This window comes from Microbacterium sp. As-52 (assembly GCF_049949185.1).
Lineage (GTDB): Bacteria > Actinomycetota > Actinomycetes > Actinomycetales > Microbacteriaceae > Microbacterium > Microbacterium maritypicum_A.
Genome location: NZ_CP188171.1, coordinates 2,484,285 through 2,501,015 on the forward strand (window position 1 = coordinate 2,484,285; position 16,731 = coordinate 2,501,015).

The 16,731-nt window shown below is 68.7% G+C and carries 18 protein-coding genes; 10 read left to right on the top strand and 8 right to left on the bottom strand.

Going from position 1 to position 16,731, the window contains the following annotated elements; all coding sequences use genetic code 11:
• Positions 1–45 precede the first annotated feature (45 nt).
• Both ACLFA2_RS11915 and ACLFA2_RS11920 read right to left on the bottom strand, forming a co-directional pair.
• On the bottom strand, positions 46–1,062 hold the full coding sequence (locus ACLFA2_RS11915; protein ID WP_240750578.1) for a GNAT family N-acetyltransferase: 1,017 nt from the start codon (positions 1,060–1,062) through the stop codon (positions 46–48).
• A 2-nt stretch (positions 1,063–1,064) separates the two neighbouring features.
• Positions 1,065–1,376, bottom strand: a complete 312-nt coding sequence (locus ACLFA2_RS11920; protein ID WP_021201278.1) for an NIPSNAP family protein — start codon at positions 1,374–1,376, stop codon at positions 1,065–1,067.
• A 77-nt stretch (positions 1,377–1,453) separates the two neighbouring features.
• On the opposite strand from ACLFA2_RS11920, the gene ACLFA2_RS11925 reads away from it, so the two are divergent.
• The 3 genes from ACLFA2_RS11925 (at position 1,454) to ACLFA2_RS11935 (ending at position 5,305) form a co-directional block, all read left to right on the top strand.
• A complete protein-coding gene (locus tag ACLFA2_RS11925; protein ID WP_426622472.1) occupies positions 1,454–2,347 on the top strand; it encodes a formylglycine-generating enzyme family protein in 894 nt (297 codons plus the stop codon).
• An 85-nt stretch (positions 2,348–2,432) separates the two neighbouring features.
• Positions 2,433–3,932, top strand: a complete 1,500-nt coding sequence (locus ACLFA2_RS11930; RefSeq protein WP_021201276.1) for an arylsulfatase — start codon at positions 2,433–2,435, stop codon at positions 3,930–3,932.
• Positions 3,933–4,096: 164 nt separating this feature from the next.
• Positions 4,097–5,305 carry an MFS transporter gene (locus ACLFA2_RS11935; RefSeq protein WP_167255455.1) on the top strand — a complete coding sequence of 403 codons (1,209 nt, stop codon included), beginning with the start codon at positions 4,097–4,099 and terminating at the stop codon, positions 5,303–5,305.
• 15 nt (positions 5,306–5,320) lie between these two features.
• On the opposite strand, the gene ACLFA2_RS11940 is transcribed toward ACLFA2_RS11935, so the two are convergent.
• From ACLFA2_RS11940 to ACLFA2_RS11950, 3 genes are read right to left on the bottom strand one after another with little or no spacing between them, the layout of a single operon-like run.
• On the bottom strand, positions 5,321–6,535 hold the full coding sequence (locus ACLFA2_RS11940) for an LCP family protein (RefSeq protein ID WP_426621367.1): 1,215 nt from the start codon (positions 6,533–6,535) through the stop codon (positions 5,321–5,323).
• Positions 6,536–6,594: 59 nt separating this feature from the next.
• Complete coding sequence (locus tag ACLFA2_RS11945) at positions 6,595–7,986, bottom strand: sensor histidine kinase (protein ID WP_021201273.1); 1,392 nt, start codon at positions 7,984–7,986, stop codon at positions 6,595–6,597.
• The gene (locus ACLFA2_RS11950) at positions 7,983–8,648 is read right to left on the bottom strand and encodes a response regulator transcription factor (RefSeq protein ID WP_426621368.1); all 666 of its coding nucleotides are present in this window, start codon (positions 8,646–8,648) and stop codon (positions 7,983–7,985) included. Before ACLFA2_RS11950 ends, ACLFA2_RS11945 begins: the two co-directional genes overlap by 4 nt.
• 144 nt (positions 8,649–8,792) lie before the next feature.
• On the opposite strand from ACLFA2_RS11950, the gene ACLFA2_RS11955 reads away from it, so the two are divergent.
• Positions 8,793–9,173 carry a hypothetical protein gene (locus tag ACLFA2_RS11955; RefSeq protein WP_021201271.1) on the top strand — a complete coding sequence of 127 codons (381 nt, stop codon included), beginning with the start codon at positions 8,793–8,795 and terminating at the stop codon, positions 9,171–9,173.
• A 28-nt stretch (positions 9,174–9,201) separates the two neighbouring features.
• Positions 9,202–10,083, top strand: coding sequence for a hypothetical protein (locus ACLFA2_RS11960; protein ID WP_021201270.1), 882 nt, complete (start codon positions 9,202–9,204; stop codon positions 10,081–10,083).
• Between the two features lie 8 nt (positions 10,084–10,091).
• Here ACLFA2_RS11960 and ACLFA2_RS11965 read toward each other — a convergent pair whose 3' ends face one another.
• Positions 10,092–10,487, bottom strand: a complete 396-nt coding sequence (locus ACLFA2_RS11965) for a winged helix-turn-helix transcriptional regulator (RefSeq protein ID WP_031208053.1) — start codon at positions 10,485–10,487, stop codon at positions 10,092–10,094.
• A gap of 101 nt (positions 10,488–10,588) precedes the next feature.
• Between ACLFA2_RS11965 and ACLFA2_RS11970 the strand changes: the two genes are divergently transcribed.
• Positions 10,589–11,950, top strand: coding sequence for an MFS transporter (locus ACLFA2_RS11970; protein WP_315069832.1), 1,362 nt, complete (start codon positions 10,589–10,591; stop codon positions 11,948–11,950).
• Positions 11,951–11,959: 9 nt separating this feature from the next.
• On the opposite strand, the gene ACLFA2_RS11975 is transcribed toward ACLFA2_RS11970, so the two are convergent.
• Positions 11,960–12,556, bottom strand: coding sequence for a TetR/AcrR family transcriptional regulator (locus tag ACLFA2_RS11975; RefSeq protein ID WP_021201267.1), 597 nt, complete (start codon positions 12,554–12,556; stop codon positions 11,960–11,962).
• A 47-nt stretch (positions 12,557–12,603) separates the two neighbouring features.
• On the opposite strand from ACLFA2_RS11975, the gene ACLFA2_RS11980 reads away from it, so the two are divergent.
• From ACLFA2_RS11980 to ACLFA2_RS11995, 4 genes are all read left to right on the top strand, one after another.
• On the top strand, positions 12,604–13,551 hold the full coding sequence (locus tag ACLFA2_RS11980; RefSeq protein WP_401123128.1) for a DMT family transporter: 948 nt from the start codon (positions 12,604–12,606) through the stop codon (positions 13,549–13,551).
• A 139-nt stretch (positions 13,552–13,690) separates the two neighbouring features.
• On the top strand, positions 13,691–14,992 hold the full coding sequence (gene aspS / locus ACLFA2_RS11985; protein ID WP_426621369.1) for an aspartate--tRNA(Asn) ligase: 1,302 nt from the start codon (positions 13,691–13,693) through the stop codon (positions 14,990–14,992).
• A gap of 82 nt (positions 14,993–15,074) precedes the next feature.
• Positions 15,075–15,533: a hypothetical protein gene (locus ACLFA2_RS11990; RefSeq protein WP_021201264.1), complete on the top strand. Its 459-nt coding sequence runs from the start codon at positions 15,075–15,077 to the stop codon at positions 15,531–15,533.
• Between the two features lie 2 nt (positions 15,534–15,535).
• Entirely contained in the window at positions 15,536–15,877 is a 342-nt protein-coding gene (locus ACLFA2_RS11995) for a hypothetical protein (RefSeq protein ID WP_031208045.1), read from the top strand.
• A gap of 39 nt (positions 15,878–15,916) precedes the next feature.
• Here ACLFA2_RS11995 and ACLFA2_RS12000 read toward each other — a convergent pair whose 3' ends face one another.
• Positions 15,917–16,672, bottom strand: coding sequence for a class I SAM-dependent methyltransferase (locus tag ACLFA2_RS12000; protein WP_021201262.1), 756 nt, complete (start codon positions 16,670–16,672; stop codon positions 15,917–15,919).
• Positions 16,673–16,731: the final 59 nt, after the last annotated feature.

The window sequence follows — 16,731 nt, forward strand, 5'->3', positions numbered from 1 at the left end:
GGCCCCGCCGGTACTTCCGAAGGACCCGCGTTGGAGCAGCGGCGATCAGCGGTCGCTCTCCAGGGCGAACGTGTTGCCATCGGGGTCTGCGAACCACACGATCCGCCCTCCGCCGGCCCTCGCCGTGATGCCCCGAGCGTCGTGGCTCAGTCCGTCGTAGCGCAGGAAATCGACGCCGTTCGCCGTGAGTACGTCGACGACCTGATCCAGGTCGTCGACGTACCAGGTCGCGACGGTCGCGTGCGAGGTGCCTGCGGTCGTCGACTGATAGACGTGCAATGCCTCGTCGCCGCCTGAGCGATAGACGCGACTGCCGCCCGAGATCCGCGCGCTCGGGCCCGACCGTGCCAGGGGGAGCCGCAGAGTGCCCTCATAGAAGGTGACGGCGCGGTCGATGTCCGACACGGCGACGGACGCGTGCAACGGGAAGTCGCTCAGGGGCCGCGGAACCGCGGTTCTCTCGGGGCGATCCGCGATGTCAACGGCTTCGGGAGCGGCGGGCCGCTCGTCGGTGCTCAAGACCGACATGAGGATCGAGTCGACCCACTCGCCGTCCCAGAACAGCGTGTCGCGTTGGCGGCCCTCGTACCGGAACCCTGCCTTTTCGTAGGAGCGCTGCGCGCGGGGGTTGAACGAGAAGACGTCGAGACTCACGCGGTGAAGCCCGATGCGGTCGAACGCGTGATCGAGAACGGCGCGGGTCGCCTCGGTGCCGAAGCCGCGCCCGAGCCGGCCGGGATTCAGCGCGATGCGGAAGTTCATCGACGCATCGTCCGGCTCCAGCTCGTTGAGGACGATCTCGCCGACGTACTCCTCGGAGCCGAGCTCGATGATCGCCCAGTCGGCGCGGTCGTCGCGGTCGGCGAGGGAATCGAGGTGTCGCACCACCGCCTCGCGGGTGAACACCTGACGCGTGCCCGTGAGCCGCATGCTCTCGTCGTCGAGCAACCCTTCCCACACGCCGTCGAGGTGGGCGACGCCCAGGGGTTCGAGGCGAAGTCGCGGGGTCGACAGCGTGGCGACGTCCGTGAGCGCCGAGACGTCGACGGCCGGCGGGTTCATGCCTACACCCCCTCGAAGACCGGACTGAGGAAGCGGCGCTCATAGCGGCGGATGCACCGCGTCCTGCGCGCGAAGTCGAACGCCTCGACGCACTCCGGGTCGGTCTTCGAGGCCGTCCGGTAGACCTCGTACTCCGCGAGGGACGGGAAGGTGAACAGGGCGAAGGCCTCGTCGCTGTCGCCTTCGCTCGGCAGGAAGTAGCCGTGGTGGGTGCCGCCGTGCTTCTCCACGAGCCGGATCCAGGTGCGCCCGTACTCGGTGAAGTCGTCCAGCTTGTCGGGGTCGATCTCGTAGCGCAGATGAACGGTGATCATGCGGATGATCTTTCCAGATCGGTCCGGATGTCGCAGAGCCCGGACACTACGCTGAGCACGTGACGAACGCGCGCGATATGGTCCACATCCCGGGCGGGACCTTCCTGATGGGGTCAGACGACTTCTATCCCGACGAGCGCCCGGCGCACCGGCGTGAGGTCGCTTCGTTCTTCATCGACCGCTACCAGGTGACGAACGCACAGTACGCCGAGTTCGTCGACGCCACCGGGTACGTCACCGTCGCCGAGCGCGAGCTCGATCCTGCCGCGTTCCCCGGCGCCGATCCCGCCGATCTCGTGCCGGGCGCGATGGTGTTCGCACCGACCTCCGGGCCGACGAACCTGGGCGATTGGCGCAATTGGTGGCGCTGGCAGCCCGGCGCGTACTGGCGTCGTCCGTTCGGACCCGACTCGACGATCGACGATCGCCTGCAGCATCCGGTCGTGCATGTCGCGTTCGAAGACGCGGTCGCCTACGCCGACTGGGTGGGGATGCGGCTGCCCACCGAAGCCGAGCACGAGTACGCGGCACGCGGGGGAGTGGACGGCGCCCCCTTCGCCTGGGGCGACGAGGCCTACCCGGGCGGCATCGCCCAGGCGAACTCGTGGCTCGGACGTTTCCCCTACGACAACCAGGGCGTGGGAGGTACGGCGCCGGTCGGCTCGTACCCCCCGAACGGCTACGGCCTCTACGACATGATCGCGAACGTCTGGGAGTGGACGACCGACTTCTACACCCCTCGGCACATCCGCCTCTCCGACACCCCCGTCGACGCCGGCAAGCGCACCAACCTGCTCGCCGTCGCCAGCGCGCAGGAGGGTTTCCCCGACATCCCGCGCCGCGTGCTCAAGGGTGGGTCGCACCTCTGCTCACCGGACTACTGCCTGCGCTTCCGCCCGGCTGCGCGCTCGCCGCAGGCCGAGGACACCGGTATGTCGCACATCGGATTCCGTCTCACCCGCTCCGAGTGAGGCGCCCTGGGCGCAGCCGCGAGAAGGTGCTTGGCTTCGAGCGAGGGCGATCGCCCCGTCTCACGCGTCGAAGCAAGGAGTCGTCATGGCTGACAAGCCCAACATCCTCATCATCTGGGGCGATGACATCGGCATCAGCAACCTGAGCACGTACTCAGACGGCCTCATGGGCTATCGGACGCCGAACATCGACCGTATTGCCGACGAGGGTGTGAAATTCACCGACTACTACGGCGAGCAGAGCTGCACCGCGGGGCGCGCGGCCTTCATCACCGGCCAGAACCCGTATCGCACCGGACTCACCAAGGTCGGGATGCCGGGGGCGAAGCTGGGTCTGCAGCCCGAAGACCCCACGATCGCCGACGCGCTCAAGCACCACGGCTACGCCACCGGTCAGTTCGGCAAGAACCACCTCGGTGACCGTGACGAGCATCTGCCGACCGCGCACGGCTTCGACGAGTTCTTCGGCAACCTGTACCACCTCAATGCCGAGGAGGAGCCGGAGCACCCCGACTATCCGACCGACGAGGAATTCCCGGGCTTCAGTGAGAAGTTCCGCCCGCGGGGTGTGCTCCACTCGTGGGCGAACGAGGACGGCACCCAGCGGATCGAGGACACCGGTCCGTTGACGAAGAAGCGCATGGAGACCGTCGACGAGGAGTTCCGCGATGCGGCCGCCGACTTCATCCGCGCCCAGGCCGAGGATGATACGCCCTTCTTCGTCTGGTTCAACTCGACGCACATGCACTTCCGCACCCACACCAAGGAGGAGAGCAAGGGGCGGGCCGGGCGTTGGCAGTCCAACTATCACGACACGATGCTCGACCATGATGACGTCGTGGGGAGTCTGCTCGACCTGCTCGACGAGCTCGGGCTGGCCGAGAACACGATCGTCATGTACTCCACCGACAACGGCCCGCACATGAACAGCTGGCCGGATGCGGGTATGACCCCGTTCCGCAATGAGAAGAACTCCAACTGGGAGGGCGCGTACCGCGTGCCCGCGATGGTCCGCTGGCCCGGACACATTCCCGCCGGTACGACGCTCAACGGCATCGTGAGCCACAACGACTGGTTCGTCACGCTGTTGGCCGCCGTCGGAGACACCGATATCGCCGAGCGGTTGAAGGCGGGAACAGAGCTGCACGGCACGGACTTCACGGTGCACCTGGACGGGAACAACCAACTGGACTACATAACGGGTGCCGTCGAGCACAGCCCACGTCGACACTTCTTCTACGTCTCGGACGACGGCGACCTCACGGCGCTGCGCTTCGAGAACTGGAAGCTCGTGTTCCTCGAGCAGCGTGCCGTGGGGACGCTGCAGGTGTGGCAGGAGCCCTACATCGAGCTGCGCTTCCCGAAGCTGTTCAACCTCCGCACCGATCCATACGAGCGCGCCGACATCACATCGAACACCTATTGGGATTGGGTGCTCGACCACGTCTTCCTGTTTGTCCCGGCACAGGCGTACGTCGCGCGGATGCTGCAGACGCTCGTCGAGTTCCCGGCACGGCAGGAATCGGCGTCGTTCACGATCAACCAGGTGATGGCGAAGCTGGAGTCGACGGCCGGCAACTCCTGACCGTCTTCCGCCCGCGTCCCCCCTCGATAGCATTGCCGTTTCCCCCTTTCGTACGGCAATGAGGATGGTTCCGCGTGGCGGCTCGGCAATCAGGAACCGCGGACCCATCGGGCAGCCCCGTTTCCGCCTCGCGCTACATCCTCCGCTCGAGGTTGTTGCGCGGCGTGTTCGTCAGCCTCGTCATCTCCGGAATCGGGATCTCGGTCACGATCCCGCAGATCACCCTCTTCCTCGTGGGGGAACTCCATCTCTCGACGGCGCAGGCCGGCCTCTACTTCCTGACCAACCTCACCGCTCCGATCGCCGGGTATCTCGTGGGCTCGCTGTCGGACCGCGCCGGCTCGCGACTGCTGGTCTTCCGCCTGTCCGCGCTCGCCGGATTCGTCGGCTGGGTCCTGATGGCGGTCGCGATGCAGGCATGGATGCCGTTCGCCATCAACATGCTCCTGTTGAGCACGGCGGGTGCCGGTGCGGCGCAACTGCAGGCCGCGGTGAGAGACGAACTGAATCGGAGACCGACTCCGGCGGACAACGAGGTCGTCGCGGTGATGCGGATGGCCATGGCGTTCGGGTGGATCGTCGGCCCGGTCATCGGCGCCGTGCTCGGCGCGGTCATCGGCTTGCGTCCCCTGCTGCTGGTCACAGGACTCTGCGTGCTGCTCTCGCTGGTGCCGCTGATCGGGGTGAAGACCGACTCGGCGGCCGCGCGCAGGGCGCTGTCGACGCCCATCCGCGAGCCCGGTGGCGCCGCTCCGGTCTCGGTCGCGCCGCCCGTGCCGCATCCGCGTTCGATGCTCCCGCTGCTCGTCTTCACCGCGATCTACGTGCTCATCATGTGCGGTGAGACGGTCAAGCTCGCCTACCTGCCGCTGTACATGGACGGTGAGCTCGCCGTCGATGCCGGGGTGCGCGGTGCGATCATCGGCTTCCAGCCCCTCGTCGAGCTGCTCCTGATGCCGTTCGCCGCGAGACTCGCGACTCGGTACGGGACCACACGCGTCCTCTTCGTCGGCGCCCTGATGGCGGTCGCCGCCCACATCTCCTACGCGTCCGCCGGTCTGATCGCGCCGCACATCGTCCCTCTCATCGTCGGACAGGTGCTCATGGCCGGTGTGATCGCGACGTTCGGCGTGCTGGGCATCACGGTGGCTCAGCGACTGGTTCCGGCACGTGTGGGCATGGCGACCAGCGTCTTCATGAGCTCCTATGCGATCAACGCCGCGGTCGGCGGCTTCGTGGGGAGCATCGGCTCGCTGTGGCTGGGCTTGCCGCAGCTGTTCTGGATCCCCGCAGCGATCTCCGCGATCGGGGGAGTGGCGCTGATCATCCTCAACATGCGGGTGCCGCTGGATCCGCCTGACCGCACCCGCTGAGCCGCAGTCGCGACGCTATCCGGAGTACGGGCGCACGCAGGTGTCCTGCGCCGCACTCTGCCCGTCGATGTTCCCGGGCAGGTTCTCGGGCTGCGTCTCGGTGTCCGGCGGGGTCGTCGGCTCGTCGGGATCAGCGGACGGCGGGGCGCTCGGAGCCGACAGCTCGCTGCCACGGCCGGTGTGGTCGGCGCTGATGTTCACCGTCTCGCCGGCCTTCACCCGTTCCATCAGCACAGCGGCGGCCTGCTCGTCGGGGACCACGCGGTCGCCCGCGGGAAGGTGCGGGTACGACACGAATGCGATGTTCTCGAGGGGGAGGTCGCTGAAGACCTTCGCCATCGACGCGAGCGTTCCCAGGTCGGCGAGCGGCGTGGAGAGGGTCATGTTCCGCGTCGCGGCATCGGCGATCCCGTACAGCTTCACCGGGTCCGTCAGGGTCGACTGATCGCGCAGCGTGCGCACGAGGGACGACAGGAACACCTGCTGGGTCGAGATGCGGGCGAGATCACTCCCGTCGCCGACGCCGTATCGGGAGCGCAGGAGCGCCAGGGCCTGTTCTCCGCTGAGGTCGTAGGTCCCCGCTTCGGGGATCTCCAGCCCGGAATGCCGATCATGGATCGGGCCGGCGAAGCAGATGGGCACACCGCCGACGGCGTTGGAGGCGTCGATGACCCCGGTGAAGGTGATCTCCGCGGCATAGGCGAGGTCGATCCCGGTCAGCGCCGTGACCGTGGAGGCGACGCACCCCAGTCCGCCGCGGGCGAGGGACTCGTTGAACTGCACCCGGTGACCGGCATCCCAGGTCTTCCCGGAGTCGGGGTCGGTGCATGCGGGCATGTCGACGAGCAGATCGCGCGGGAAGGAGATCACGGTGGCCGCGTCGTGCGACTCGTTCACGTGCAGCAGCAGCGTCACGTCGTTCCTGCTGCCTTCGACGTCGCCGCCCTCACCGTACTGTGCCCCCTGCCCTGCGCGACCGTCGGAACCGACGAGCAGCACGTCGAACTCGCCGTCGAAATCCGCGACGACGGGTGGCTCGTCCGTGCGTGCGGGGTGCAGGTCGACCGTGGTGACGTTCTGCGACAACCGGATCGCCGCGACCGCGACCGTTCCTCCGCCGATGACCAGGACGGCGATTGCGGTCAGGGTGAGGAAGCGCCGCAGGCGTCTCCGGCGCTGTCCGCTCGGAGACGCCTGTCTGCGCGGAGAAGGGGACGGGGGAAGACTCATGGGCACGACCTCTCGACATCGGCGAACGGCCAGTGTCGAGGAGGAATGTCACACGAGTGTCACACGCGGGGCATGGTCACACGGAACGTCGCCCCGGGAGACCGGACCAGGAGTGTGAGGTCTCCGCCGAGGAGCCGTGCGTTGTCGCGGGCGATCGCGAGACCGAGCCCCGTTCCCACCCCGTCGGGGCGCGAACGGTCGGTGGTGACGAAGCGGTCGAACACCCGCTCCGCGTCGGCCTCGGCGATGCCGGGGCCCTGGTCGCCGACGTCGATGTGCACCGCGTTCCCGTCTTCGTGCACCCGGACGGTGAGGGGTGGTCGCCCGTGCCTGGAGGCGTTCGTGAGCAGGTTCGCCACCACGGTGTGCAGCCGGGCGGGGTCGGTGTGGATGCGGAGATCGGGGGAGACCGACACCTCGACGTGATCGACCCCTGTCGCGTCGATCACGTCGTCCAGCAGATCGGGGAGAGAGACGGTCGTGCGGTGCACGCGCGCGACCCCGGCGTCGAGGCGGGAGAGTTCGAGCAGGTGCTCGATCAGCGAATGCAGGCGGCGGGTTCCGGTGCGTACGACCGCGGCGGCGACCGCCCGCTCCTCCGCCGTCGTCTGCTCGTCGTCGTCGTCGAGGAGTTCGTCGACCGCCATCATCGACGTGAGGGGCGTGCGCAGCTCATGGGCGACATCGCTGACGAGCCGTCGGGACTCCGCTTCCCGGCGCTGCAGCTGCGCGATGGTGGACCCCAACTGTTCGGAGGAGAGGCGAAGAGCGTCGGCCACCCGGTCGACGTCGTCGAACGACGGTTTCCACGCCGGTGGCCCCTCGCCGGACCCGACCGCCTGCGCGGTGTCGACCAGACGGCGGAGCGGGCGTGTCAACGCTCCGCCGAGCAGGCGTTCGAGCAGCACGACGAGCACCACCACGCCGCCGCTCAGGAGCGCCCCGGAGATGACGAGCTCCCGCACCTGCTCCCGCTGCGGCTCCATCGAGTACGCCGTGACCACGGCGAGTCGGGCGTTCGGGTCCTGGGGGAGATCGTCCCGCACCACGGAGACGAAGAAGACATCGCGTCCTTCGAGCGTGGTCATCAGCGACGTCAGGTCTCCGGAGCGACGGGTGTCGTCGATGGCGAGCGCATCCGGCACCTGGTCCGGCCGGAGCTCGCCCGCGCTCCGGCCGCTGTCGAGGTCGATGATGACCGTCTCGCCGGGAAGGATCTCGGCGTAGTACTTCCAGGTGTCCTCGGGGGACCCGGTGGAGATGGACGTGAACAGGGCGTCCGCGGTGGTCGAGAACTCGTCGAGCAGCCCCTGTTGCCGGGATTCGTAGACGATCCGTCCCGCGGTGAGCACCACGACCCCGGTGACGAGGACCGACACCGCGATCGTGCTGCCCACGAGGGCGAGCGCGATCGCCGCACGGAGGGTGGGGCGACGACGACGTGCGGTCATCGCAGCCGGTACCCGATCCCGCGCATCGTCTCCAGCTGCGGTGTCGAGACCTTCGCCGCAGTCAGCTTCGCGCGCAGCCGCTGGATCGCGGTGTCCACGACCCGCGGGGTCTCGGGCGGGGACTGCGCCCAGACCGCGTCGATCAGGTGCGAGCGACTCAGGGCATGTCCGTCGTTCAGTGCGAGCTCGTGCAGGAGCCGGAACTCGGTGGCGCTCAGCGGCAGGGCCTCGCCGTCGGCCAGCGCTTCCGCGGAATCCTCGTGCAGCACGAGGGAGCCGACCCGCAGCGGCTCGGCGGTGAGACGGGAGCTGCGGCGCAGGACCGTCCGCAGGCGCGCTTCGAGCACGGCCACGCTGACCGGCTTCGCGATGTAGTCGTCGGCTCCGGCGTCGAGGCCGACCACGACGTCCGCATCCTCATCACGCGCGGTCAACAACACGGTCGGGAAGCCCCATCGGGTGCGGATCTCGCGACACAGCGAGAACCCGTCGCCGTCCGGGAGCATGACGTCGACGATCGCGACATCCGGGACGATGAGTGCGGCGAGCCGGCGGGCCGAGGCGACATCCTCGGCTGTATCGACGGTGTGGCCCCGGCGTCGCAGGGCGGTCGTGAAACCGAGGCGGATCTCCGCATCATCGTCCACGAGCATGACCTTCATCAGGCGCCCACCTCCTCGGCCATCGCGCGCTTGCGATGATAGACGGGGGCGCCCGTGCACATGCTCCATGCCCGCGGTCGCACGCGCCGCAGGAGATCGCACGCGGCGCAGGAGGCCGTCAGGCGGACCGGCTACCCTCGTGGCATGCGCCGAATCGTGGTCCTCCCCGTCGTTCTCGCTGCCGGACTCGCCGCCGGGCTGCTCGCCGGGTGCTCGCAGGTGACGCAGATGGCCGGCGACGCCGTGGGCATCGACGTCCAGGCGACCTGCACCACGATCGACGACGCCTACGGGCAGTACCAGACGCTGCTCGATCAGGGCGAGGTATCGGCGGAGCAGGCCGATGCCGCCCGCGATGAACTCGTCGCATCGCTCGAGGGGCTCGCGTCGAACGTCGACGGACAGCTGGGCGACCTGATCCGCTCGGGCGCGACCCAGATCGGCGGCATGACCGACCTGCAGGCTCCGGAGACGGTCGAGGCCATCGAGCAGCTCAAGAACTCGGCCTCGGCGTTCTGCGGCTGATCCTCCGGCCTGTGAGACGATGCCGGAGATGAGCACTGCGGCTGATGACGAGCTTCGCGCCCTCCGGGCCCGCGCCTATGGTCCGACGGCGGACATCGAGAACGATCCGGCCGCGCTCCATCGCCTCCAGCAGCTGGAGGCGATGAGGCAGCCGAAGCCCGCTGCCGACGATGCTGTCGCGGCTGTTCCGGAGGTCGTCCGGCAGCCCGAGCCGGTTCTGTCGGTGGCGTCCGGGCGGGGAGAGGCGCGGCTCGGGAGAGGCGCTCCGGAGGCGCGTGACGATGCGCTCGACGTGTTCGACGGCGCCGCCACCAGCAACGCCACCGGCATCGGCTCCGGCGCCGAACCGCCCGAGCAGGCCGCCCCGAAGGAGGAACCGGCCGAGCGTCTGGCGGCCTGGTTCTCAGTGCGGACCACCCGGATCCTGTGGGTGGTCGCGATCGTGGCTGCAGCCGCGGTGTCGGCGGCGATCACGTTCGCGCTCGTGAAGATCTCGCCCGTGGCCACCTCGTCGGGGGCTCCGCAGATCGCCACGCTCGAATCGACGTCGACCCTGGAGATTCCGGCCGGGTGGATGGGGGCAGGACCGAGTTCGGCGGTGTTCGACTTCTACGGGCTGGCTCTCGTGGAGAGCGCAGGTGGATACTACAACGGCTCTGTCGGGTCGAACTGTCTCACGGTCTTCCGTGCGGACCAGGTGCCCGCGAAGGACGAGTTCGACGTCTCCGAGGGCTGGAGCTACGACGGACCCATGTACACGGGGTGCGCCGTGGGCACGTTCCCCGTGACCGTCGAGGTGCCGTTCGACAGCAACGCTCCCAAGGAGCTGAGTGAACGCTTCCCTTCAGGGACGGCGCTGCAGTTCGTGTACGACGGTGAGCGCGTCGGGGTCTTCCTCGACAGCGAATAGGCGACGGCCTAGGCGACGACGGCGTCCCGGTCGTCGGGTGCGCTGGCGATCGTCGCGGCCCGCTGCTGTTCGGCGTACTGGGTGCCCCACCGTGTGAGCTCGAGGAGCAGCGGGGTGGCGCTCGTGCCGAGTGCGCTCAGGCGGTACTCGACCTTCGGCGGCACCTGCCGGTACACCGTGCGGGTGATGAGCCCGTCCTCCTCCAGCTCGCGCAACTGGCGGGTGAGCACGCGCGCGGTGGGGTTCTCCAAGAGGCGCCCGAGTTCTCCGAACCGCAGCACCTCGTGCTCGCCGAGAAGCGTGAGGATGCTCGGCTTCCAGGCCCCGCCGAGGACCGCTATCGACACCTCGGCGTCGCATGACTCCGACCAGTCGCGCACGATCCGCTCGGTCTTCTCCCTCATCGCACCCTCCTCGTGCCGGTCGCCCATAGTATCCGTGGTGTCAGTACGTGACAGGAATGACCGTACTTGCAGCTTCTGTCTGTACTTTACAGACTGAACACGTGACTTCCACCCCCACCGTGACCGCTGCGCGTTCGACCCTTCGTCTCTGGTTCGCGATGGTGCCTCTGCTGCTCGGGATCCTGATCGGCGCGCTCGCCATCAGCAGCGTCTCCACGGCGCTTCCGGCCATCCGCGGCGAGCTCGCCCTCAGCGACACCGAGGGTCTCTGGCTCGCCGACGTCTACGCGCTCTCGCTCGCAGCGACGCTCATCCTCGCGGCGCGGATCGGCGACGCCTTCGGGCGGAAGCGGATCGTGCTGATCGGCCTCGCCGGATTCGCGGTGCTCAACGCGGTCGGCGGATTCGCGCAGAGCGGACTGCTGCTCATCGCGGTCCGGGCGCTCCTCGGCGTCGCCGAGGCGTTCGTCGTCGCCGGCGTGGTCGCCACGATCGGTGCGAAGTACCACGCCAGGGAACGAGTGCTGGCGTACGGGCTGTGGACGGCGACGTTCGGAGTGGGCAGTGCGCTGGGACCGGTTCTGGGTGGGCTCCTCGCGGAGGGGCCGGGATGGCGCTGGCTGCTGCTGGGGAGTGTGCCCCTGGCAGTGCTCGCCGGCGTGCTCGCCCTCTGGCTGGTGCCCGATTCCCGCAGCTCCCGGGCGCCGTCATGGGATCTTCCGAGCATCGCCACGTCGATCGTGGCTCTCGGCGCGCTCGCCTTCGCCCTGCACGAGGCGCTCGTCGCCCCCGTGCCGGCGGGGATCGCCGCAGTGGTCGCCGTCGGCAGCCTCGTGTTCTTCGTCCTTCGCCAGCGGAGGCTGTCCGAACCGCTCATCGACATGCGCCTGTTCGGGATCCCGGGATTCAGTCCCGCCATCACCCGCATCCTCGTCGCGAGCGGCGTCTCCTCGGCATCCGTGCTCCTGGTGAGCCTGCACCTGCAGGACACGAGAGGATGGAGCGCCGCCGAGGCCGGTCTCGCGATCCTCCCGCAGGCGGCAGCCATCGCGATCGGCGGAGTGATCGCCCCGATCGCGCTCCGCTGGGTGCGGGCCGAAGCGCTCACCGTCGGTGCGCTGCTGCTGCAGGCCGGCGGAATGGCGTGGCTCTTCACCGATCCCGAGGTCGTCGCCGCGCCGCTGGCTCTCGTCGGCTTCGGCTTCGGCATCGGGGCGACGCTCGCGGCCACCGCGCTCTTCGATGTCACCACCGAAGACGACGCCGGTCAGGTCGGCGCGATCCAGGAGGTCGGCTTCGCGCTGGGCGGCGGTCTCGGGATCGCGGTTCTGGGAACGATCGCCGCGGTGGTCGTCGGCGGCTTCACCACGGCGGTGCTCGTCGCCGCGATCGTCGTGGTCGCCGCTGCCGTGATGCCGCTCGTCCGTCGCCGGACCGTGGCTCCGCAGCGGTCGATCGGCTGACGGGGTCGGTCAGCGCCGGTCCTGCTCCAGAGCGGTGCGCGCCAGCTCTCGCGCCACCTGGAACGGCTCGGCGAAGGTCTCCATCCCGACCGTGACGATCGCACCTTCGTAGAGCAGCATCATGGCCTTCGACATCAGGGCGGGTTTCGAGAGGTGCGCTTCGCGGCACAGCTCGAAGAACAGCTCCAGCAGCCAGGCCTTCTGCCGCGACACCTCGGGAAAGACCGGGTGGCCGTCGTGGCCGTCGCCGATCTCCGCTCGGGCGTTGATGGCACTGCACCCTTTCGGGCTGTACTCGTCGGACCAGGTGATCGCCGCGTCGAACACGGCGAGGACCCGATCGATGCCGGGCTCGGGAGTGCGGTCGAGGTGCCGGGCGACGTGCGCGCGCCAGAGTGCGTCGCGGTGCTGGAGGTAGGAGACGACCAGGGCTTCCTTCGAGCCGAACCGATCGTAGAGCGTCTTCTTCGTGACCCCGGCTGCGTCGGCGATGGTGTCGACGCCGACCGCATGGATGCCGCGTTCATAGAAGAGTCGTGACGCCGCGTCGAGCACACGGGTGGCGCCGGGGGTGAGCGGGGCGAGTTCGGGAACCGGGACGGCCATGTCTTCACTATACCGCTCTGACTACACCGACCTGTATAGTCATCGAGATGAGTAAACAGATCGGTGTACTTCGTCTCGTGGTGACGGTGCTGGCCTCCGCGGCGTTCGTCGTGACGTGGAGCTCCGGCTTCCTCGTGCCCGCGATCGCCGTCGAGGCCGTGGCGCCCCTGACCCTGCTCGTGTGGCGGTTCGTGCCGCTCGCGGTGATCCTGGTCGTCATCGTGGTGCTCACCGGGGCCTCCGAGGGCATCACTCGCGTCGATGTCGGGCGGCAGGCGCTCATCGGCCTCTTCGCGCAGTTCGGCTACTGCGCATCGGTCTATGCGGCGATCGCGGCGGGCGTCGCGACAGGGACGACCGCGCTGATCGACGCCGTGCAGCCGCTCATCGTCGCGGTCCTGGTCGGTCCGCTGCTGGGCCTGCGCGTCCGCGGAGTGCAGTGGGCCGGACTTTTCGTCGGGGCGGCGGGTGTGCTCCTGGTCGTGCGGTCGCAGCTCGACGATTCGGAGGCGCACCCGTCCAGCTATGTGTGGCCGGCGCTGGCGATGGCCTGCCTGATCGTCGGCACGTTCCTCCAGCGCCGCTCGGCGCCGCGGACCGGCACCCTCGTCACGCTGGCCATCCACGTGACCGTGACGGCCGTGGCACTCGTGCCCATCGCCGCGGTCTTCGGAGCGCTCGCGCCCCCGGCATCCGTCTCGTTCTGGCTCGCCGCAGGATTCGCCGCCGCCTTCCCGACTCTCGCCGCCTACGGGCTGTACTGGTGGCTGCTGCGCCGGGTGGGCATCACGGCATTGAACGCGCTGCTCTTCCTGGTCGCTCCGACGACCGCAGCCGCGGGAGCACTGCTGCTCGGGGAGCCGCTCACCGTCATCACGCTCCTCGGATTCGTCCTGTGCGCCGCCGGCGTCGCGGCCGTGCTCGTGAGCGAAGCACGCGCCGGGGGAGAGGGTGAGCGCGATGTTACGATGGCGACGGCAGCTGCGAGGGAGTGACGACCCTCGGCCTTCGGGCAGGCGGCTCCCGCGCGTCCGGCGTATCGACGAGAGGCCGATGAGCGATCGGCGAAGGTGTGGTGGCACCGCGATCTAGCCCCCGCCCGCACCTCCAGGGCTTTCGCCACCTGGAGGAATCATGTCGTCATCCGACCCCGCTCGCACTCTCGCCGCCCGGCTTCCGTTCACGCCCCCTGGCGCGCGCATCACCCTCATGGGACACGTGCATCGGCGCAGGGAACTCGCCACCGTGTCGTTCCTGATCCTGCGCGACCGCACCGGACTCGCGCAGATCGTGTTCCGGCCCGAACAGCTGCCGGAGGGCGGCCTGCCGGGTGAGGAGACGGTCGTGCGCATCGAAGGCACGGCCACGGCGAACGCGCATGCCCCCGGCGGCATCGAGGTCACGGCCCCCGAGCTCACCCTGCTCTCGGAGCCCGCGCGCACCCCGGTCGTCGAGCTGTGGCGTCCCACACTCGACGCCGCGCTTCCGACCGTGCTCGACCATGCGGCGGTGACCTGGCGGCATCCTGCCCAGCGTGCCAAGTGGGAGCTGGCGGCGGCGAGCATGCGCGCATTCCGTCACACGCTCGACGCCGAGGGATTCACCGAGATCCAGACGCCCAAGCTCGTTGACTCCGTCACGGAGTCGGGGGCCAACGTGTTCCCCGTCGACTACTTCGGCACCACCGCCTACCTCGCGCAGAGTCCGCAGTTCTTCAAACAGCAGCTGGTCGGCGTCTTCGAGCGCGTCTACGAGACGGGGCCTGTGTTCCGAGCCGAGCCGCACGACACGGTGAGGCACCTCGCCGAATACGTGTCGCTCGACGCCGAGCTGGGCTTCATCCGCGACCATCGCGATGTGCTCGCGCTGCTGCATCGGGTCCTGCTCGGCATGATCGACGGCATCCGCACCGAGAGCGCGGAGGCCGTCGAGCGCCTCGGTCTCGCTCTTCCGACGATCCCCGACGAGATCCCGGTGATCCACTTCCAGGACGCGCTGCGGCGGGTCGGCGCCCCGGACGACGAGCCCGACCTGGCTCCGGCGCACGAGCGCGCTCTCGGCGAATGGGCGAAGGAGCGGTACGGCAGCGACGTGCTCGCCGTGGAGGGGTATCCGATGCGCAAGCGGCCCTTCTACACGCACCCCCAACCGGACGACCCGCGGTGGAGCAACAGCTTCGACCTGATCTTCCGTGGCCTCGAGCTCGTGACCGGCGGGCAACGCCTGCACCGTCACTCCGAGTACGTCGCGGCCATCGAGGCGCGGGGTGAATCGCCCGACGCCTACTCCGCGTACCTCTCGGCCTTCGCCCACGGGATGCCGCCGCATGGCGGTTTCGCGATCGGGCTGGAGCGCTGGGTGTCGCGGCTCATCGAGGCGTCGAACATCCGTGAGGTGACGCTCTTCCCACGCGATCTGCACCGGCTCACCCCGTGAGCGGTCGGCGTCGGCATCCGTCGTGACTCCTTACGGAGGGAGGCGTATAGACTTCCGAATACGTTCCGAATATCATGAGGATATGACCCTGATCCATGATCCTCACATCACGTCTCGTCGTTCGTCCGACCTGAGTAAGCATTCGGCAGATGTGTTCGCAGAGGCCGAAGATCACACGGTTCGGATCACGCGTCGCGACGGCGAGCCGCTCGTGCTGATGTCGCAGCGCGCGGCGGATGCTCGCGCAATGCTGCTGCAGTTCGCTGCTGATCTCATCACGGTCACCCTCGATGACGAGGGCACTCTTGCCGCGCGCATGTCTGATCGATTCCCCTGGATGCTTGCCTTGTCGGAGGCTGATCGAGCCGCGTGCGCGCAGAACCTCGTCGATGCTGCTCGGGCATCATTTGCCACGGGGCAGCCCCACCTCGCTATCGCAGAGCTCACCTCCTGGCGGGAGACGGCGACGGCTATCGCGGCAGGGCTCTCTGCTCAGCCTGTCGAATGGCTGGATGACGACGAGCTGATCGAGCGTCCCTGAACGTGGCGAAGGACGACCTGGTCCCCAGACCCATGAAGAAGACCGAGTACACCGTCCGGTTTGCTACCTCGGGAGCACGGAAAGGCTGGCGAGACCTGGTCGCGACCATCCGGAACCCGATGGCGGATGCCTGGGACTTCCTCACTCGCACTCCCGCGGAGCGCACACCGACGAACTACCCGATGAGAGGTGAGCTGCAGTTCGTCCAGCGCGGCGCGGCGCGTCACGAGCGCTGGCAGCACAAGCCGACAGCACAGGGCGATGCGCGGATCTGGTTCTACATCGACGGTGACGCTGTGTTGATCGAGCAGGTGCACACGCATCACCCGAACGCGACCAAGTAGCTCCCTTCGACGTCGACGGCGACGGCGACGGCGCGCTCGCTAGGGGCGGCGCGCTTCGATGAGGTGACGGGTCGAGTGCGCGATGAACGGACCGTCCTGCTGGATCAGGTCGTGGAGGTCGCGCAGTCGGTCGCGGCTGTTCTCCACGGTGAATCCCGGCACCCACCAGATCACCTTGCGCAGGAGATAGACAGCGGCGGCGACGTCGTGGATCTCGATGCGCAGGCGCGCGGTGCGCAGGTCCACGATCTCGAGCCCGGCAGCCTCCGCGGCGGCGACCTCATCATCCTGGTGGCGTCCGCGGCGTGCCTGAGGCTGCGGGCCCAGGAAGAACTCGATCAGCTCGAACGCGCTCGCCGGCCCCACGTGCTGCGCGAAATAGGTGCCGTCGTGCGCCAGCACCCGTGCGATCTCCGACCACCAGATCGTCGCGGGGTGTCTGCTGGTGACCAGGTCGAAGGCCTCGTCGGCGAAGGGCAGTGGAGGCTCGTCGGGGTCGGCGACGACCACCACTCCCCGAGGGTGCAGCAGCTGCGTCGCGCGACGCACGTTCGGCGGCCACGACTCGGTCGCCACGGCCGTTGGCGGGAAAGACGCCGCTTCGGCGAGCACCTCACCGCCCCCGGTCTGGATGTCGAGCGACGCCGAAGCGGTGCCGAGGCGGTCGGACAGCAAGCGGGCATAGCCCCAGGGTGGCCTCTCCTCGGTCGCTCGGCCATCCAGCCAGGCGAAGTCCCACCCGGTGACGTCAGCGGTGTCGCCGGCCTCGATCAGCGCCTCGAAGGAATCCGTCATGGGTCGATTCTCCCAGCCCGGTCTACTACGGGTGAGATGCCCCGGCCCGCCTTCCGTTC